Source organism: Microbacterium sp. STF-2, assembly GCF_034650155.1.
Classification (GTDB): Bacteria; Actinomycetota; Actinomycetes; order Actinomycetales; family Microbacteriaceae; genus Microbacterium; species Microbacterium maritypicum_A.
On sequence record NZ_JARKMW010000001.1, the window covers coordinates 130,810 to 148,451 of the forward strand.

Consider the following 17,642-nt stretch of genomic DNA (forward strand, 5'->3'; position numbering starts at 1 on the left):
GCATGCAGTCGGCCGTGCGCGGTCGTTGCCTCCCAGCCCGAGTCTCCATTCAACAAGGACAACCCACTACATGACTACCGCAACGACCGCCCCGGCCACCAAGCAGGTCGCCATCAACGACATCGGATCTGCTGAGGACTTCCTGGCCGCGGTCGAGAAGACCCTGAAGTTCTTCAACGACGGCGACATCATCGAAGGCACGATCGTCAAGATCGACCGCGATGAGGTCCTCCTCGATGTCGGCTACAAGACCGAGGGTGTCATCCCCTCGCGCGAGCTCTCGATCAAGCACGACGTCGACCCCAACGAGGTCGTCGCTGTCGGCGATCTGGTCGAGGCCCTCGTTCTCCAGAAGGAGGACAAGGAAGGCCGTCTGATCCTCTCCAAGAAGCGCGCACAGTACGAGCGTGCCTGGGGAGACGTCGAGAAGATCAAGGAGAACGACGGCGTCGTCACCGGTACGGTCATCGAGGTCGTCAAGGGTGGACTCATCGTCGACATCGGCCTCCGTGGCTTCCTGCCGGCTTCGCTCATCGAGCTGCGCCGCGTCCGCGACCTCACGCCGTACCTCGGCCAGGAGATCGAGGCCAAGATCCTCGAACTCGACAAGAACCGCAACAACGTCGTCCTGAGCCGCCGTGCGCTGCTCGAGCAGACGCAGTCGGAGTCGCGCACCACGTTCCTGAACAACCTGCACAAGGGTCAGGTCCGCAAGGGTGTCGTCTCGTCGATCGTCAACTTCGGTGCGTTCGTCGACCTGGGCGGCGTGGACGGCCTCGTGCACGTCTCCGAGCTGTCCTGGAAGCACATCGAGCACGCCTCCGAGGTCGTCGAGGTGGGCCAGGAGGTCACCGTCGAGATCCTCGAGGTCGACCTCGACCGCGAGCGCGTCTCCCTGTCGCTGAAGGCGACGCAGGAGGACCCGTGGCAGGTCTTCGCCCGTACCCACGCGATCGGACAGGTCACGCCGGGTAAGGTCACCAAGCTCGTCCCGTTCGGTGCGTTCGTTCGCGTCGCAGACGGCATCGAGGGCCTCGTCCACATCTCCGAGCTCTCCAGCAAGCACGTCGAGCTGGCTGAGCAGGTCGTGTCGGTCGGCGAAGAGGTCTTCGTCAAGGTCATCGACATCGACCTCGAGCGTCGTCGCATCTCGCTGTCGCTGAAGCAGGCCAACGAGTCGGTCGACCCCAACGGCACCGAGTTCGACCCGGCCCTGTACGGCATGCTCGCCGAGTACGACGAGAACGGCGAGTACAAGTACCCGGAGGGCTTCGACGCCGAGACCGGTGCGTGGAAGGAAGGCTTCGACGCCCAGCGCGAGGCATGGGAGCAGGAGTACGCTGCAGCCCAGGCTCGCTGGGAGGCGCACAAGGCTCAGGTCGTCAAGGCGGCCGAGGCCGAGGCTGCGGCCGGAGACGACTTCGGTGGTCAGACCTTCACCAGCGAGGCTGCCGGCGCCGGCACCCTCGCGGACGACGAGGCTCTCGCCGCTCTGCGCGAGAAGCTCTCGGGCGGCAACGCTTAAGCAGCATTCGGGAACGGGTCGTCACCTCGCCTTCGGGCGGGTGTGGCGGCCCGTTTCGCATATCCACACCACGGAATCCCGCTCGTGACGCAACATTACGACGGCATTCGTGACAACCGATCCGCTCGGCCAGCATGGGCGTATGACCACCCTGCTGCCCGCACCGCGCACCACCGTCGCACCGACGACGGTGGGTACGGCACAGGCCGTTCGGCTCGACGGCATCGAACGATCGTTTCCTCTGCCGCACGGCCACCGCGAGGTGCTGCGGGGCGTCGACGTCGACATAGCCGCCGGTGAGATCGTGGCCGTCGTCGGGCCCTCCGGCTGCGGCAAGTCGACCCTGCTGCGCCTCGTCGGAGGTCTGGACGCGCCGACACGAGGCGGCATCCGACTCGACGATACGCCCGTCGCCGACGTGGACGAGCGCACGGCCGTGGCGTTCCAGGAGCCGAGGCTGCTCCCGTGGCGCACGATCGCGCAGAACGTCGAACTCGGCCTCCCGCGGGGCACCGCACGCCGCCTCGGCCGCGAACGCGTCCGTGAGCTGCTGCAGCTGGTCGGCCTCGATCATGCGGCGGATCAGCGTCCTCGCGAGGTGTCCGGCGGCATGGCCCAGCGCGCATCCCTCGCCAGGGCTCTCGCCCGGAACCCCGGCGTGCTCCTCCTCGACGAGCCTTTCGGAGCGCTCGACGCGCTCACGCGCCTGCGCATGCACGATCTGCTGCTGAAGATCCACTCCGCGGAGCCCACCACGATCCTCCTCGTCACGCACGATGTGGAAGAAGCCCTCTATCTCGCCGACCGTGTCCTCCTGCTGCGCACGCTGGGCGCGGCCGACGGCGACGAGTCCTCCATCGCCCGCACGATCACCGTTCCGGGCACCCGCCCCAGAGACCGCGCCGATCGCGGTCTCGCCGACCTGCGCGCCGACCTTCTCGAGGGCCTCGGCGTCGACACCCACCACCGCACCGCCGAGGAGACCCGATGAGCATCACCACCCGCCGAATCGTCCCCGCGATCGCGATCGCCGGGACGATGATGCTCGTCGCGACCGGTTGCGTCGCGGGAGAGAACGCCGCGGCCACCGACACGAAGCCCACCTCCGGGACCACCGAGTGGTCGTCCGACACGCTGTCGATCGACTTCGCGACGTACAACCCGCTGAGCCTCGTGATCCGTGACCAGGGCATCCTCGAAGACATCCTCGGTGATGAGGTCGCCGTCGAGTGGGTGCAGTCCGCCGGCTCCAACAAGGCCAACGAACTGCTGCGCTCCGGCTCGGTCGACGTCGGCTCGACCGCGGGATCCGCGGCGCTCCTTGCCCGTGCCAACGGCTCGCCCATCCAGGTCATCGACATCTTCTCGCAGCCGGAGTGGGCGGCTATCGTCGTCGGACCGGACAGCGATATCACGTCGATCCAAGATCTGAAGGGCGCCTCCGTGGCTGCCACCAAGGGCACCGATCCCTACTTCTTCTTGCTGCAGGCGCTCGAAGAGGGCGGTCTGTCGCTCTCGGACGTCGAGGTGCAGAACCTGCAGCACGCCGACGGCCGGGCGGCTCTCGACGGCGGTTCGGTCGACGCGTGGTCGGGTCTCGACCCGATCATGGCCGCGGCCGAGGCAGAGTCGGGCGACAAGCTCGTCTACCGCAACGTCGACTTCAACACGTACGGCTTCCTCAACGCCACCGAGGACTTCATCACGAACCACCCCGACCTCGCGCAGGCGGTCGTCGACGCCTACGAGCAGGCACGCGAGTGGGCGCTGGAGAACCCCGACAAGACTGCGGCGCTCCTGGCCGAGGTCGCCGGCATCGACCTCGGCGTCGCCACCACCGTGATCGAGGAGCGCTCGAACCTCGACGTGAGCGGCGTCCCCGGCGACGACCAGATCGCCGTGCTCGAGAAGATCGCCCCCGTGCTCGTGGAGTCCGGCGACGTGCAGGGCGGCAAGGACTCCGTCGACAAGGCGCTCTCCTCGATCGTGAACGCGACCTTCGCCGAGAAGGCGGTCGACGGCGAGTGAGTGAACTCGACCAGCGCGTGATCGCGCCCGCCGACTCGCGGGACGCGCTCGACTTCGCGAAGGGCGATCTCAGGCGGCCCGATGCCGCTGCCCGGCGCACCTGGGACCGTCCGGTCGTTCGCATCGTCGCCGGCCTCCTCCTCCCGGCGATCATCCTGATCGTCTGGCAGGTCGTCACGACGAACGGGCTCATCCCGCCCTACCGCCTGCCCACGCCCGCCTCGGTCTTCCAGGCCGGTGTCGAGCTCGCAGAGAGCGGTCAGCTCTGGACGCACATCGCCATCTCCGTGCAGCGCGTGCTGCTCGGATTCGCGATCGGCTCCCTGATCGGTCTCGCCGCGGCGGGGGTGGTGGGGCTGTCCCGGCTCGGCGACGTGCTGCTGAGCCCGACGCTCGCTGCCATCCGCGCCGTGCCGTCGCTGGCCTGGGTGCCGCTGCTGATTCTCTGGATGCAGATCGGGGAGGAGTCCAAGGTCACGCTCATCGCGATCGGGGCGTTCTTCCCCGTCTACACCACGGTCGCCTCCGCACTCCGGCACGTCGACCCGCAGCTCGTCGAGGCCGGACGCTCGTTCAGCCTGCGCGGGTGGTCGTTGTTCCGCATCGTGCAGCTGCCCGCGGTCGTGCCGTCCGTCGTCTCCGGCCTCCGTCTCGCACTGGCCCAGGCGTGGTTGTTCCTGGTCGCCGCTGAGCTCATCGCTTCGTCCATGGGGCTCGGTTTCCTGCTCACGGATTCTCAGAACAGCGGTCGAGTGGACCGCATCCTTCTCTCGATCGTGCTGTTGGCTCTGCTCGGCACCATCACCAACGGCGTTCTCGTGCTGGTGGAGAAGTACCTGCTCCGTCGGTGGGTGTGAGCATGACCGAGGTGCGATTGCAGGAGGCTCGTGTCTACGAGCCGTCGGACCATTTCCCACACGCGAACGTGACGGCGGAGGCGTACGCGCGCGCCGCGGCGGACCCCATCGCCTTCTGGGAGGAGGCGGCTCGACGGCTCGACTGGGCGGAGCCCTGGCACACACCCCATGAGTGGGAGCCGCCGCGCGGAGATGCGGTGCCTGCGGCGCGCTGGTTCACCGGAGGCACGCTCAACGTGGCCGTCAACTGCGTCGACCGGCACGTGGAGTCCGGCCGAGGCGACAAGATCGCCCTGCACTTCGAGGGGGAGCCGGGCGACCGTGTCGCGGTGACGTACTCCGACCTGCGGCAGCGCGTGTGCCGCGCCGCCAATGCCCTCGTGGCGCTCGGCGTCGAGGCGGGCGACCGTGTCGTGATCTACCTTCCCGTGCTCGTCGAGACGATCGTGATCACGCTGGCCTGCGCGCGGATCGGCGCCGTGCACTCGCTGGTCTTCGGGGGCTTCTCCGCCGAAGCCGTGCGCTTCCGCCTCGAAGACACCGGTGCGAAGCTGCTGGTCACGAGCGACGGGCAGTACCGACGCGGCGCTGCCACCGAGATCAAGTCCACGGCCGATGTCGCCGCCTCCGGTCTTCCCGCCCTCGAGCACGTGCTGGTGCTCCGGCGCACGGGCCAGGACGTGCCGTGGACGGACGGGCGCGATGTCTGGTGGCATGACATCGTCGACACCGCTTCGGCTGTGCACGACGCGCAGCCGTTCGATGCCGAGCATCCGCTCTTCATCATCTACACCTCCGGCACCACCGGGAAGCCGAAGGGCCTCGTGCACACGTCGGGCGGCTATCTCACGCAGGCGAGCTGGGCGCACTGGGCGCACTTCGATGCGAAGCCCGACGACGTGCACTGGTGCACCGCAGATCTCGCGTGGGTCACTGCGCACACGTACGAGATCTACGGACCGCTCTCGAACGGGCTCACCCAGGTCATCTACGAGGGGACGCCGGATTCCCCGCATCGGGAACGCCACCTCGAGATCATCGAACGCTACGGGGTGACCGTGTACTACACGGCACCCACACTGATCCGCACCTTCATGACCTGGTTCGGCCCCGACCTCCCCGTCGGCCACGACCTCTCGACCCTTCGCCTGCTCGGCACGGTCGGCGAGGCGATCAACCCCGAGGCCTGGGTGTGGTTCCGGCGGAACTTCGGCCGTGACGAGCTGCCGGTGATCGACACCTGGTGGCAATCGGAGACCGGCGCCGCGATGATCGCGCCGCTGCCCGGGGTCACACGACTCAAGCCGGGCTCGGCGTCGGTGCCCCTGCCGGGGATCGACGTCGCGGTGGTCGACGAGGACGGACGCGAGGTCGAACCCGGCCGCTCCGGAACGCTCGTGGTCCGCCGCCCGTGGCCCGGGATGGCTCGCACGGTGTGGGGTGACCCGAAGCGCTACCGCGACGCCTACTGGTCGGCGTATGCCGGTCACGGCGAGTTCGGTGGCTTCTACGTCGCCGGAGACGGTGCGACCCGAGACGTCGACGGGTACATCTGGATCCTCGGCCGACTCGACGACGTCGTCAACGTCTCCGGACACCGGCTCTCCACCATCGAGATCGAATCGGCTCTCGTCGCGCATGCCACCGTCGGTGAAGCCGGCTCCGCCGGTGTCTCCGACCCGATCACCGGGCAGGCCGTCGTGGCGTTCGTGACGCCGTCGGGCCGCGCAGAAGTGACGCCGGCCGACCTGCGTGCGCAGGTCGCGCAGTCGATCGGACCTGTCGCCAAGCCGAAGCACATCGTGGTGGTACCGGACCTCCCCAAGACACGCTCGGGCAAGATCATGCGGCGACTCCTGGCGCAGCTGTGGGAGGCCGAGCAGGACCGCCGGGCAGGTCGCGATGCCCAGCCGCTCGGAGACACCACCTCGCTGCAGAATCCCTGGGCCGTCGATGACATCGCCGACGTGCTCGCCGCGTCCGAACTCGCGCCACCCCTGAACTGCCACCCCGCTGAACTGAGGACAACATGACGGAAGAACACCGCTTCGGGTTTCGCACCAGAGCACTGCACGCCGGCGGAACCCCTGACGCCTCGACCGGCGCGCGGGCGGTGCCGATCTATCAGACGACATCGTTCGTGTTCGACGACGCGGCGGATGCCGGCAACCTCTTCGCGCTGCAGAAGTACGGCAACATCTACTCCCGGATAGGCAACCCCACGGTCGCGGCCCTCGAGGAGCGTCTGGCGTCACTCGAAGGCGGGATCGGCGCCGTCGCCACCGCATCCGGGATGAGCGCGGAGTTCATCACGTTCGCAGCCCTCGTCGGAGTGGGCGACCACGTCGTCGCCGCTGCGCAGTTGTACGGCGGCACCGTGACTCAGCTGGACGTGACGCTGCGCCGCTTCGGTGTGGAGACCACATTCGTCGCCTCGACCGATCCTGCCGACTTCGCCGCCGCTATCCGTCCGGAGACGAAGGTCGTCTACGTCGAGATGATCGGCAACCCCTCGGGAGAGATCGCCGACGTCGAACGACTGGCGGCCGTCGCCCATGCGGCCGGTGTGCCGCTCGTGGTCGATGCGACGCTGGCGACCCCGTACCTCGCGCGTCCCCTCGAGCACGGCGCCGACATCGTCATCCACTCCGTGACGAAGTTCCTCGGCGGACACGGCACCACGCTCGGCGGCGTCGTCATCGAGAAGGGCACGTTCGACTGGGGCAACGGCAAGTTCCCGCAGATGACCGAACCCGTCGACTCGTACGGCGGCATCAAGTGGTGGGACAACTTCGGGGAGTACGGCTTCCTCACCAAGCTCCGATCCGAACAGCTGCGCGACATCGGCCCCGCGCTCAGTCCGCAGTCGGCGTTCAATCTGCTCCAGGGCATCGAGACCCTTCCGCAGCGCATCGACGCGCATCTCGCGAACGCCCGGGTCGTCGCGGACTGGCTCGCCTCCGACCCGCGGGTCGCCTACGTGACCTGGGCAGGGCTCGAAGGACACCCGCATCATGAGCGTGCGGCCAAGTACCTGCCCCTCGGGCCCGGTTCGGTGTTCGCCTTCGGGGTCGCGGCCGAAGACGGGAGGGCGGCGGGGGAGACGCTGATCGAGAACCTCCAGCTGGCCTCCCACCTCGCGAACATCGGAGATGCCCGCACCCTGGTCATCCACCCGGCGTCGACGACACATCGCCAACTCACCGAGGAGCAGCTCGTCGCCGCAGGCGTGCGTGCAGATCTGATCCGCATATCGGTCGGACTGGAAGACGCCGACGACATCATCTGGGACCTCGACCAGGCTCTCACCACGGCGACAGGAACGAACCGATGAACGCGACGACATCGGGCGATGCGTGCGCGCTCCCCACCGTGACGGATGCTGCGGCCTGTGCGCTGCCCGGCGCGACGGCGACCATCCCCGGGCGCACCTGGATCGGGCCGAGCCAGCAAGAGCGCTTCGGTCTGCTGCGACGCGCGAAATCCATCGCGATCGTCGGCGCCTCGAACAATCCTGCACGCCCGTCGTACTTCGTGGCGACATACCTGCTCTCCAGCACGGCCTACGACGTCTACCTCGTGAACCCTCGAGAGACCCAGATCCTGGGACAGCCCGTGTACGCGACGCTGAGCGACCTCCCCGTGGTGCCCGACATCGTGGACGTGTTCCGTCGGCATGATGACCTTCCCGGCATCGCTCAGGAGGCGATCGAGGTGGGTGCCCAGACGCTGTGGCTGCAGCTGGGGTCCTGGAACGAGGACGCGGCGGCCATCGCGGAAGGTGCAGGTCTCTCGGTGGTCATGGACCGGTGCATCAAGATCGAGCACGCGCGGTTCCACGGCGGCCTGCATCTGGCGGGCTTCGACACGGGCGTGATCAGCTCGCGCCGTCAGCTGCTCGCGAGGTGAGGAGCGGCCGCAGCGAACCTTAGACTGGCGGCATGCCCCTCATCGCGCTCACCGGCGGCATCGCCTCCGGGAAGTCGACCATCGCCCGGCGTCTGGCGGAGCACGGCGCCATCGTCGTCGATGCCGATCAGATCGTGCGTGACGTGCAGTCGCCCGGGTCGCCTGTGCTCGTGCGGATCGCCGAGACCTTCGGTGCCGATGTCATCGCGCCCGACGGCTCTCTCGACAGGGCGGCGCTGGGTGCGAAGGTCTTCGGCGACGCCGACCTCCTCGCGCAGCTGAACGCGATCGTGCATCCGGCGGTGCGCGAAGAGTCGCAGCGCCGCTTCGACGCGGCCTTCGCCGACGATGCCGACGCGGTCGTCGTCTACGACGTGCCCCTTCTGGTCGAAGCACGGGTGGACGACCCCTGGGACCTCATCGTGGTCGCGCATGCCCCGGCTGCTGTGCGTCGGCAGCGACTCGTCGAGCTGCGCGGGATGGACGAGCGCGCGGCGCAGGATCGGATCGACGCCCAGGTCTCCGATGAACGACGTCTCGCGATCGCCGATGTGGTGATCGACACGTCCGACTCTCTCGAGCGCACACGCGCGCAGACGGATTCCCTCTGGGAGCGGATCAGCGCACGGTGACCTTCTCCGGTCACGCCCCGGGCTCCCGCGAGTATCGGCGTCTCATCGTCGGTCTGTTCTTCGCGGGGATCGCGACGTTCGCACAGCTCTACTCGGCCCAGGCCGTGCTGCCGCAGATCTCCTCCGATCTCGCGGTCGCCCCGGCGACGGCAGCCCTGAGCGTGTCTGCCGCGACGCTCGGCCTCGCGCTCGCGGTCATCCCCTGGTCGGTGGTCGCTGATCGCATCGGTCGTGTGCCCGCCATGGCCACGGGCGTGCTCACAGCCACGGTGTTCGGTCTCACCGCCCCGTTGAGCGGCGAGATCGGGATGCTTCTCGTCCTGCGTTTCGCGGAAGGGGTGGCGCTGGGAGCTGTGCCGGCTGTGGCGCTCGCCTATCTCAGCGAGGAGGTGGAGGCCCGCCACGCCGCCGCTGCGGCGGGAAGCTACATCGCCGGGACCACGGTCGGTGGTCTGCTCGGCCGCATCGCGTCGGGGATCGTCGGGGAGGCCGGCGGATGGCGCGCCGGCATCCTGTCGGTCGCCGTGATGTGCGCGGTCGCCGCCGCGCTGTTCCTCTGGCTCACTCCGCGCGCCAGGGGGTTCGTCCCCGGTCGTCTGCGCGTCGATCGCGGGCCCGGCATCCTGGAGAAGCTGCGTGCGCCGTTGCGCTCGCCCTTGCAGTGGGCGCTGTACGCGCAGGGATTCCTGCTGATGGGCGCTTTCGTGGCGGTCTACAACTACCTCGGCTTCCATCTGTCGGCCGAACCGTTCGTGCTGCCCGCCTGGGTGGTCACGCTGCTCTTCCTCGCCTACCTGGCCGGCACGGTCTCGTCTCCCTGGGCCGGGGCGCTCGCCTCGCGGGTCGGGCGCTTCCCCGTGCTGCTCGCCTCGATCGCCGTGATGGCCGCGGGCGCCGGCCTGCTGCTCGTGCCGGTGGCGACGATCGTGCTGGGCGGTCTCGTGCTCTTCACGGCCGGGTTCTTCGGAGCACATGCCGTCGCCTCCGGATGGACGCCGGTCGCGGCAGGTCCCGCCAGCCGGGCCCAGGCGTCGTCGCTGTACTACTTCGCCTACTACGCCGGGTCGAGCCTGTTCGGGTGGATGCTCGGCCTCGTGTTCGGCGCCGCGAGCTGGGGCTGGTTCGTCGCCGTCATCGTCGGGATGTGCGGCGTGGCTGCTCTCGCGGCCGTCTCGGCTCTGCGCGGCGCACCCACCGGGCAGTCGTCTTCCTGAAAGGAACTCCTCGTGCTGTCGCGGCGGGCGACGCCGTGCGCATGGATGCGACCGGGGCGGATCCCTCTCGACGGCCTCGATGTCGGAGGGGCGGCATACGCTGGAGGTATGCAACCCACGCGCAGCGTCCGTCCTTTCGAGGTCATCAGCGAGTATGAGCCCGCGGGCGACCAGCCGAAGGCCATCGCCGACCTGGCGGCGCGCATCAACGCGGGAGAGACCGACGTCGTGCTGCTCGGCGCGACCGGTACCGGAAAGTCCGCGACGACGGCGTGGTTGGTCGAGCAGGTGCAGCGCCCGACGCTCGTTCTCGCACACAACAAGACGCTCGCCGCACAGCTCGCGAACGAGTTCCGCGAGCTCATGCCGAACAACGCCGTCGAGTACTTCGTGTCGTACTACGACTACTACCAGCCCGAGGCCTACGTGCCCCAGACCGACACCTTCATCGAGAAGGACTCCTCGATCAACTCCGAGGTCGAGCGACTGCGCCACTCCACGACGAACTCGCTGCTGAGCCGCCGCGACGTCATCGTCGTCTCGACCGTGTCCTGCATCTACGGACTCGGGGCTCCCGAAGAGTACCTGCGCGCCATGGTCGCCCTTCAGGTGGGGGAGCGCTACGACCGTGACGCCCTCATCCGCCAGTTCATCGCGATGCAGTACAACCGCAATGACGTCGACTTCTCGCGAGGCAACTTCCGGGTGCGCGGCGACACCATCGAGATCATCCCCGTCTACGAAGAGCATGCGATCCGCATCGAGCTGTTCGGCGACGAGATCGAGGCTCTGTATTCGCTCCACCCGCTCACAGGAGAGGTCATCGAGAAGCTCGACGCCGTGCCGATCTTCCCCGCCTCGCACTACGTGGCCGGCACCGATGTCATCCAGCGTTCGATCGGCACCATCGAGACCGAGCTGGAAGAGCGCCTGGCCGAGTTCGAGCGGCAGGGGAAGCTCCTCGAGGCGCAGCGTCTGCGCATGCGCACCACTTTCGACCTCGAGATGCTGCAGCAGTTGGGCTTCTGCTCCGGCATCGAGAACTACTCCCGCCATATGGATGGACGCGCGCCCGGCGAGCCGCCGCACACCCTGCTCGACTTCTTCCCCGACGACTTCCTGCTGGTGATCGACGAGTCGCACGTGACCGTCCCGCAGATCGGTGCGATGTACGAGGGCGATGCATCGCGCAAGCGCACACTCGTCGACCACGGGTTCCGGCTGCCGAGCGCCATGGACAACCGCCCGCTGCGCTGGGACGAATTCAAGAACCGCATCGGTCAGACCGTCTACCTGTCCGCCACTCCCGGCAAGTACGAGATGGGCATCGCCGATGGCATCGTCGAGCAGATCATCCGCCCGACCGGTCTCGTCGACCCGGAGATCGTGGTGAAGCCGTCGAAGGGGCAGATCGACGACCTGCTCGAGGAGATCAGGGTACGGGTCGAGCGCGACGAGCGCGTCCTCGTCACGACTCTCACCAAGAAGATGGCTGAGGAGCTCACCGACTTCCTCGGTGAGCACGGGGTGCGGGTGCGCTATCTGCACTCCGACGTCGACACCCTGCGTCGCGTCGAGCTGCTCAGCGAGCTGCGCGCCGGCGTGTACGACGTCCTCGTGGGCATCAACCTCCTGCGTGAGGGACTCGACCTTCCCGAGGTCTCCCTCGTCGCGATCCTCGACGCCGACAAGGAGGGGTTCCTGCGTTCGGGGACCTCGCTGATCCAGACCATCGGTCGTGCGGCCCGAAACGTGTCCGGCGAGGTGCACATGTACGCCGACAAGATGACCGACTCGATGACGAAGGCGATCGAGGAGACCGACCGGCGTCGCGAGAAGCAGGTCGCGTACAACAAAGAGCACGGCATCGACCCGCAGCCGCTCCGCAAGCGCATCGCCGACATCACCGAGGTGCTGGCGCGTGAGGGTGCCGACACGGCAGAGATGTTGTCCGGTCGCGGTCGCGCCACCGGCAAGGGCAAGTCGCCCACGCCGAACCTGCGCCGCACGGGCATCGCGGCCGAGGGGGCGCAGCAGCTCGAAGCCACGATCCAGGATCTGTCCGATCAGATGCTCGCGGCAGCGGCCGAGTTGAAGTTCGAGCTCGCCGGGCGCCTGCGTGACGAAGTGCAGGACCTCAAGAAAGAGCTCCGTGCCATGGAGCGCGCCGGGCACGCGTAGGAGGCGGGCTGATGGACGCTGCGGGGAACGAACTCGCCGATCGGGTGCGTGCGTTGCTGGGCGTGGACACCGAGATCGAAGAGCGTCGGATGTTCGGTACCAGGGCGTTCCTCGACGACGGCCGCATCCTCGTCGGCGCGCGTCCGGGTGGCGTCCTTCTGGTGCGCGTCGATGACGAGAACGGTGCCGCGCTGCTCACGGAGCCCGGAGCAGCGCGGGCCGTCATGGGTGCGCGCACGATGAGCTCCGGCTGGCTCGACGTGGCGGCCGGGGCCATCGAGGACGACACCGCGCTCATGTTCTGGCTCGACGTCGCTCGGGAGTCGACGGGTTCGGCGAACGAGGCTCCAGAGGAGAACTGACGCGACGGGCGGGACCGTCGCCAAGGTCGAGGCCGCTACGGGCAGTGCACCAGGGTCTTCGGCCCGGTGCGGTCGATCTCGTGCTCCGTCATCGGTGCGCCGCAGAGAGGGCAGGCGCGCTCGGCGCGCTCTGCGGCGCTCGGGGGCGGAGTCTTCTCGTAGGGACCGACGGATGCGGGTCCCGCGAACCGGATGAGGTTCGTGTTCACCCAGGAATACAGCCCTCCGGCGTCGCGGATGCGAGTACGGAGGGGCGGGCGATCGGAATCCTGTGCCATGTTCATTAGTGTACTAACTATTAGTGCAGATGTATAGTCTCCCTTGTGACAGCATCCGATGACCTGCTCCGGCTCGAGAACCAGCTCTGCTTCGCCCTGGTGACCGCGGCGCGCAATGTCGTCGCCCTGTACCGTCCCATCCTCGAGCCGCTGGGCCTGACTCATCCCCAATACCTCGTCATGCTGGCACTGTGGGAGCGGTCGCCGCGGACTCTCAACGACCTGGCGATCGATCTCGCCATGGAGCCGGCGACGGCTTCGCCGCTCGTGAAGAGGCTGGAGACGGAGGGGCTGGTCGTGCGTCAGCGCAGCAGCGAGGACGAGCGGCGCCTGGAGATCACGCTCACGCCGGCGGGAACGGCGTTGCGTGACCGGGCGGTCGACGTTCCGCACCAGGTCATGGCGGCGGTCGGCATGGGCGTCGACGAGATCGCGGCGCTTCGGGACGGTCTCGGACCTTTCGCGGGGCGTCGTCCTGACCTCGGCTGACGCGTCGTGCGCTCACGGCTCGCGGGAATCGACGACCACGAGGTGGGGGAGCAGCCCCCTAGGGTGGAGGCATGTCGCGCCCCGAGCCCTCGATCCCGGGGCGGGAGCGTGCCGGGACAGACCGGCCGCGGGGGCTTCTGCTCCCGCTGATCGCGATAGCCGGCTTCTTCGCGACGATCATGTTCGCTGCCTCGGCACAGGGCCTTCCGCAGTTCGGAGGATGGTTCACCGCTACCGAGGATCGGGCAGGTGACGACGTCCTGCCGACGGCGCCGACGGAGACCGCGCCACCGCCGTTGGATCCCCCTGAGGATTCGCCGTTGCTCGCGATCATCGGCTACGTCCTCGCGGCGGTCGTCGTCGCCGTCGTGCTCGCGATGGTGTACCTCGGTCTTCGACTCCTGATCCGCTACCTCGTGGGTCTCTGGCGTGACCGTCCGCTCGCGCGTCGCGAGGCAGCGCGGGTCGATGCCCGGGTCGTCATCGCACCCGCGGCCCACGTCGAACCGGACGAGGCGACGATCCAGCGTGGAATCGCGGAGGCGCTGAGGACGATCGACGGTCGGACTCTGCCCGGCGACAGCATCGTGGCGGCGTGGGTGGGCCTGGAGGAATCGGCGGCGGATGCCGGCGCCGGCCGTGGCGTCAACGAGACGCCGTCGGAGTTCACCGTTCGCATCATCGGCCGACGTGCGGGGATCGCCGACGATGTCGTCGCCCTGCTGGGCCTCTACGAACAGGTGCGCTTCGGCGGGCACGACGCCGACGAGCGCGATCGGGCCCGAGCCGCCGACTGCCTCCGCGGTATCCAGAAGGGCTGGCGATGAAGAGACGGATCCTGGTCCTGGGCGTCGGTGCCGCCGTCGCTGTGATCGTCCTGCTCCTGCTCGGCCAGGTGGGCTTTCCGGTTCCGTTCGTCTTCGCCTGGATGATCCTCGCCATCGCGGGGGTGTGCGCCTGCCGACAGGAGTTCATCGAGGTCGGGCCTGTCTGGCCCCCCGAGAAGCCGAGCCGCAAGACGCGCGGCTCGGAGGTATCCCGCATGGCCTGGGCGATCAACACGCGCACGGGAGTCGCCGGGCACGTCGTCGTGCGCCGGGTGCAGAGCGTGTTGAGAAGACGACTCGCCCTGCGTGGACTCGACCTCGACGATCCCACGCATCACGCGCGCATCGAGGCGCTGCTCGGCGGGGGAGTGCGCGACGCCCTGCACGGTCGTGAAGTGCGGAGCACCGACATCGAGATCGTGCTCGACGCGATCGAACGAATCCCGAATGACACGGAGGAGACCGGGTGAGCAGCCAGGAGACCACGCAGATCGCCGCCACGGGGCGTCGAGTGCTCGACAGCGTACGCGGCGCCGTCGTCGGGATGGACGAGCCCCTCACGATCGCCCTCGCTGCGATCCTCGCGGGTGGCCACGTGCTCTTCGAAGACGTTCCGGGGTTGGGGAAGACTCTCGCGGCGAGGAGCCTGGCGTCCGCGCTCGGCCTCGGTTTCCGTCGCCTGCAGTGCACGCCGGACATGCTCCCGGGCGACGTCACCGGCTCCTACGTGTATGCACCGGCCTCCGGTGAGTTCGTGTTCCGACCCGGCCCCATCTTCACCGGCCTGCTCCTGGCCGATGAGGTGAACCGCACCACTCCCAAGACCCAGTCGGCGATGTTGGAGGCGATGGCCGAGCATCAGGTCACGGTCGAGGGCAACAGCTTCGCCCTACCGCGTCCGTTCCACGTGATCGCGACCTCGAATCCGATCGAGTACGAGGGCACGTACGCGCTTCCCGAGGCGCAGCTCGACCGGTTCATGGTACGGCTCGCCGTCGGCTACCCCGGGCCGGACGATGAGACGCGCATCATCCTCGACCGCGTACGCCGACAGAGCCCCGATGCGTCCGTCGATCCGGTCATCGACGAACGGGGGCTCCTCGCGATCCAGGAAGCCGTCGAGAGGATCCACGTCGATGCCGATGTCGTCCGGTACTGCGTGGAGCTCACGAGGTCGACGCGGGATGCGACGCATGTCGCGGTCGGCGCCTCGCCGCGCGGATCGCAGGCTCTCGTCCTGCTCAGCCGCGCACTCGCGGCCCTGGACGGTCGCGATTACGTGCGGCCGGACGACATCAAGCGCATCGCGGAACCCGTGCTCGCGCACCGGCTGACCCTGACGCCGCAGGCCTGGGCGCAAGGAGTGGACCCCCGGTCCGTCGTGGCGACGGTGGTCGAGGCCACGCCGGTGCCGCCGACCGTGGCCGCGGTGCGATGACCGAGCAGGTCCGTGTCACGGCACGTGCCCCCGTGCACTGGAGTCGGACGCCCGTGATCGCGATCGGACTCGCCGGCTCGACGATCCTCGCTGCCGTGGGGCTCGTCTTCTCGCGACCCGACGTGATCGGCATCGGGCTTCCGCTCGCGCTCGCGACGGCATGGATGCTGCTGCGTCGGCCCGGTGACGATGTGCTGTCGATCGAGCTGCGTGCACGTCCGGAGCGCTCGGACGGCTCATCGGAGGTCATCGCCGCGGCAGATGCGGTCCTCGACGGCGACTGGCTCCAGATCGCGGTCGATCAGGAGGAGCAGCGGTCGGGGGTCGCCGACGTGAAGGTCGGGAGCTCCGTCCTCACGTCGCGCAACCGCCTGCAGCACTCCGGTCCTCTGGAGCTGCTCGGAGTGACCGTGCGCGGGGTCGCTCTCGACGGCGCGTGGGTCACCGAGGCTGCTCCTCGCGTCGCACTGGGGTGGAACACACCGCCGCGGCATGTCCGGATCGGGCGTCTCCCGGTCGCGCCGCGATTGAGGGGTCTGCACGGTGCCCATGAGGGATCGCGGCCCGGCCAGGGCGGAGACTTCCGTGACATCCATCCGTTCGCCCCCGGCGACGAACTGCGCCGCGTCGACTGGCGGGCGACCGCGCGCGCCGCTCGCCGACCGGGTGAACTGCTCGTGCGACGCACTGCCACCCTCAGCGATTCCTCGGTGGTGATCGCGGTCGACACCGCGGAGGATCTCGGGACCGTCGTCGCCGCCTGGGGAGCGGACGATGCCGACCGGGCAGGCGTCACCTCGCTGGACCTCGCGCGGGAGGCCGCGCTGTCCATCGCCACTTCGGCGGTCGGCGTCGGTGATCGGGTGGCGTACCACGCGCTGTCGCCCGGAGGTCTCAGCCTTCCCTCCGGTGGAGGTGCACGTCATCTCGCGCGGGTGCGGGACGTGATCGCGGCGACGGGTCAGAGTGACGAGGACTCCCGGTACCGCCGGTCGCCGGTCGTGCCTGCGGGATCCATCGTCTTCGTGCTCTCCACGTTCTTCGACGGTGTCGCCGCCCAGCTCGCCATCCGTTGGCGGGCGGCGGGGCACGCCGTGGTCGCCGTCGACGTGCTCCCGGCTCCGGACGAGAGCCGGCTCAGCCGTGAGCAGCGCATCGCGCTCCGGACCCTGCTCGCGGAACGCGCGGACATCCTCGTCGAGCTCCGGCATGCCGGCGTAGAGGTCGTCGCGTGGACGGATCAGGACGTCGACGTCGCGATGCGGCTCGCGGCGCTCCGTCAGCAGCGGATGCGGACGGTGCGGCGGTGAGACGCGGTCTCCGTTCGTTCCGGGTGCGGGCGGCTGCGCCCGGCGTCACGGTGCGGCTCCTGCTCGTCGCGATGGTGTGGGCAGGGGCGGTCGTGCTCGTTCCATTCCCGTTGTGGCAGGGCGTGGCGGTGATCGCCGCGGTCCTCGCTGTCGTGCTCCCGCGGTCCCTGGCGGCGTGGTTCGCGGCGGCGTGCCTGGTGTTCGGAGTCCTCCTGACCCCACCCGATCCGGGACGCACAGCCCTCGCCGTCCTGCTCGTCCACGCGATCCACGTGCTCGCATCGTTGAGCCTCGTGATCCCGATCTCCTCGCGTGTCGCCCTCGCCGTCCTGGGGCCGAGCCTGTCGCGCTTCTGCATCATCCAGCTGCTGGCGCAGCCCGTCGTCCTCGCGGCATGGTTGCTGGCGCCGTCGAACGTCGAGCAGGGGATCACGGTGCTCGCCCCGCTCGCCGCAGTGATGCTCGTGCTCGGTGTCGGGCTGGCGTTGAGAGCCGTCCGGAGCTCGGATGTGCCGCGGCCGGCACGATCGGCGGGAGAGGAATCGGTCGCTGAGCGTCCTCGCGGAGCCAATGTCCGTGGCCCCTCGTAGAC

At 68.7% G+C, this 17,642-nt stretch carries 18 protein-coding genes; 17 read left to right on the top strand and 1 reads right to left on the bottom strand.

Features of this window, described 5'->3' with window-relative positions; all coding sequences use genetic code 11:
- Positions 1-70 precede the first annotated feature (70 nt).
- The 11 genes from rpsA (at position 71) to MicroSTF_RS00675 (ending at position 12,708) form a co-directional block, all read left to right on the top strand.
- Positions 71-1,525 (top strand): 30S ribosomal protein S1, encoded by a 1,455-nt coding sequence (rpsA, locus tag MicroSTF_RS00625; RefSeq protein ID WP_021201539.1) that lies wholly within the window; start codon positions 71-73, stop codon positions 1,523-1,525.
- A 142-nt stretch (positions 1,526-1,667) separates the two neighbouring features.
- Positions 1,668-2,516: an ABC transporter ATP-binding protein gene (locus MicroSTF_RS00630; protein WP_297558122.1), complete on the top strand. Its 849-nt coding sequence runs from the start codon at positions 1,668-1,670 to the stop codon at positions 2,514-2,516.
- Positions 2,513-3,553 carry an aliphatic sulfonate ABC transporter substrate-binding protein gene (locus MicroSTF_RS00635; RefSeq protein WP_297558125.1) on the top strand — a complete coding sequence of 347 codons (1,041 nt, stop codon included), beginning with the start codon at positions 2,513-2,515 and terminating at the stop codon, positions 3,551-3,553. The genes MicroSTF_RS00630 and MicroSTF_RS00635 overlap by 4 nt, the downstream gene beginning before the upstream one ends.
- On the top strand, positions 3,550-4,410 hold the full coding sequence (locus MicroSTF_RS00640) for an ABC transporter permease (RefSeq protein WP_297558128.1): 861 nt from the start codon (positions 3,550-3,552) through the stop codon (positions 4,408-4,410). Before MicroSTF_RS00635 ends, MicroSTF_RS00640 begins: the two co-directional genes overlap by 4 nt.
- A 2-nt stretch (positions 4,411-4,412) precedes the next feature.
- A complete protein-coding gene (acs, locus tag MicroSTF_RS00645; RefSeq protein ID WP_322952847.1) occupies positions 4,413-6,443 on the top strand; it encodes an acetate--CoA ligase in 2,031 nt (676 codons plus the stop codon).
- Positions 6,440-7,744 (top strand): O-acetylhomoserine aminocarboxypropyltransferase/cysteine synthase family protein, encoded by a 1,305-nt coding sequence (locus tag MicroSTF_RS00650; protein ID WP_322952849.1) that lies wholly within the window; start codon positions 6,440-6,442, stop codon positions 7,742-7,744. Before acs ends, MicroSTF_RS00650 begins: the two co-directional genes overlap by 4 nt.
- Positions 7,741-8,319 (top strand): CoA-binding protein, encoded by a 579-nt coding sequence (locus tag MicroSTF_RS00655; protein WP_322952851.1) that lies wholly within the window; start codon positions 7,741-7,743, stop codon positions 8,317-8,319. The genes MicroSTF_RS00650 and MicroSTF_RS00655 overlap by 4 nt, the downstream gene beginning before the upstream one ends.
- Positions 8,320-8,351: 32 nt before the next feature.
- A complete protein-coding gene (gene coaE / locus MicroSTF_RS00660) occupies positions 8,352-8,951 on the top strand; it encodes a dephospho-CoA kinase (RefSeq protein ID WP_021201532.1) in 600 nt (199 codons plus the stop codon).
- Entirely contained in the window at positions 8,948-10,165 is a 1,218-nt protein-coding gene (locus MicroSTF_RS00665; protein WP_322952854.1) for an MFS transporter, read from the top strand. The genes coaE and MicroSTF_RS00665 overlap by 4 nt, the downstream gene beginning before the upstream one ends.
- 108 nt (positions 10,166-10,273) lie before the next feature.
- A complete protein-coding gene (gene uvrB / locus MicroSTF_RS00670; RefSeq protein WP_021201530.1) occupies positions 10,274-12,346 on the top strand; it encodes an excinuclease ABC subunit UvrB in 2,073 nt (690 codons plus the stop codon).
- An 11-nt stretch (positions 12,347-12,357) separates the two neighbouring features.
- The gene (locus tag MicroSTF_RS00675; protein ID WP_021201529.1) at positions 12,358-12,708 is read left to right on the top strand and encodes a TfoX/Sxy family protein; all 351 of its coding nucleotides are present in this window, start codon (positions 12,358-12,360) and stop codon (positions 12,706-12,708) included.
- 35 nt (positions 12,709-12,743) lie between these two features.
- Here the strand turns inward: MicroSTF_RS00675 and MicroSTF_RS00680 are convergent, their stop codons facing one another.
- Positions 12,744-12,986 carry a hypothetical protein gene (locus MicroSTF_RS00680; RefSeq protein ID WP_172889137.1) on the bottom strand — a complete coding sequence of 81 codons (243 nt, stop codon included), beginning with the start codon at positions 12,984-12,986 and terminating at the stop codon, positions 12,744-12,746.
- Between the two features lie 45 nt (positions 12,987-13,031).
- Between MicroSTF_RS00680 and MicroSTF_RS00685 the strand changes: the two genes are divergently transcribed.
- The 6 genes from MicroSTF_RS00685 to MicroSTF_RS00710 all read left to right on the top strand — a co-directional run bounded on the left by MicroSTF_RS00685 (position 13,032) and on the right by MicroSTF_RS00710 (position 17,640).
- On the top strand, positions 13,032-13,475 hold the full coding sequence (locus MicroSTF_RS00685; protein WP_021201527.1) for a MarR family winged helix-turn-helix transcriptional regulator: 444 nt from the start codon (positions 13,032-13,034) through the stop codon (positions 13,473-13,475).
- Positions 13,476-13,546: 71 nt separating this feature from the next.
- Entirely contained in the window at positions 13,547-14,302 is a 756-nt protein-coding gene (locus tag MicroSTF_RS00690) for a DUF4129 domain-containing protein (protein ID WP_322952861.1), read from the top strand.
- The gene (locus MicroSTF_RS00695) at positions 14,299-14,772 is read left to right on the top strand and encodes a hypothetical protein (protein ID WP_322952862.1); all 474 of its coding nucleotides are present in this window, start codon (positions 14,299-14,301) and stop codon (positions 14,770-14,772) included. Before MicroSTF_RS00690 ends, MicroSTF_RS00695 begins: the two co-directional genes overlap by 4 nt.
- Complete coding sequence (locus tag MicroSTF_RS00700; protein ID WP_322952864.1) at positions 14,769-15,740, top strand: MoxR family ATPase; 972 nt, start codon at positions 14,769-14,771, stop codon at positions 15,738-15,740. Before MicroSTF_RS00695 ends, MicroSTF_RS00700 begins: the two co-directional genes overlap by 4 nt.
- Positions 15,737-17,050 carry a DUF58 domain-containing protein gene (locus tag MicroSTF_RS00705; protein ID WP_322952866.1) on the top strand — a complete coding sequence of 438 codons (1,314 nt, stop codon included), beginning with the start codon at positions 15,737-15,739 and terminating at the stop codon, positions 17,048-17,050. The genes MicroSTF_RS00700 and MicroSTF_RS00705 overlap by 4 nt, the downstream gene beginning before the upstream one ends.
- Positions 17,047-17,640, top strand: a complete 594-nt coding sequence (locus MicroSTF_RS00710; protein ID WP_136025016.1) for a hypothetical protein — start codon at positions 17,047-17,049, stop codon at positions 17,638-17,640. The genes MicroSTF_RS00705 and MicroSTF_RS00710 overlap by 4 nt, the downstream gene beginning before the upstream one ends.
- The last annotated feature ends 2 nt before the right edge of the window (positions 17,641-17,642 follow it).

Bases quoted from the DNA above. Each gene is read 5' to 3' on its own strand.
- MicroSTF_RS00695 (WP_322952862.1), top strand. From the start codon at position 14,299: ATGAAGAGACGGATCCTGGTCCTGGGCGTCGGTGCCGCCGTCGCTGTG.
- rpsA (WP_021201539.1), top strand. From the start codon at position 71: ATGACTACCGCAACGACCGCCCCGGCCACCAAGCAGGTCGCCATCAAC.
- MicroSTF_RS00650 (WP_322952849.1), top strand. From the start codon at position 6,440: ATGACGGAAGAACACCGCTTCGGGTTTCGCACCAGAGCACTGCACGCC.
- MicroSTF_RS00630 (WP_297558122.1), top strand. From the start codon at position 1,668: ATGACCACCCTGCTGCCCGCACCGCGCACCACCGTCGCACCGACGACG.
- MicroSTF_RS00705 (WP_322952866.1), top strand. From the start codon at position 15,737: ATGACCGAGCAGGTCCGTGTCACGGCACGTGCCCCCGTGCACTGGAGT.
- uvrB (WP_021201530.1), top strand. From the start codon at position 10,274: ATGCAACCCACGCGCAGCGTCCGTCCTTTCGAGGTCATCAGCGAGTAT.
- MicroSTF_RS00690 (WP_322952861.1), top strand. From the start codon at position 13,547: ATGTCGCGCCCCGAGCCCTCGATCCCGGGGCGGGAGCGTGCCGGGACA.
- coaE (WP_021201532.1), top strand. From the start codon at position 8,352: ATGCCCCTCATCGCGCTCACCGGCGGCATCGCCTCCGGGAAGTCGACC.
- MicroSTF_RS00680 (WP_172889137.1), bottom strand. From the start codon at position 12,986: ATGGCACAGGATTCCGATCGCCCGCCCCTCCGTACTCGCATCCGCGAC.
- acs (WP_322952847.1), top strand. From the start codon at position 4,413: ATGACCGAGGTGCGATTGCAGGAGGCTCGTGTCTACGAGCCGTCGGAC.
- MicroSTF_RS00675 (WP_021201529.1), top strand. From the start codon at position 12,358: ATGGACGCTGCGGGGAACGAACTCGCCGATCGGGTGCGTGCGTTGCTG.
- MicroSTF_RS00655 (WP_322952851.1), top strand. From the start codon at position 7,741: ATGAACGCGACGACATCGGGCGATGCGTGCGCGCTCCCCACCGTGACG.
- MicroSTF_RS00635 (WP_297558125.1), top strand. From the start codon at position 2,513: ATGAGCATCACCACCCGCCGAATCGTCCCCGCGATCGCGATCGCCGGG.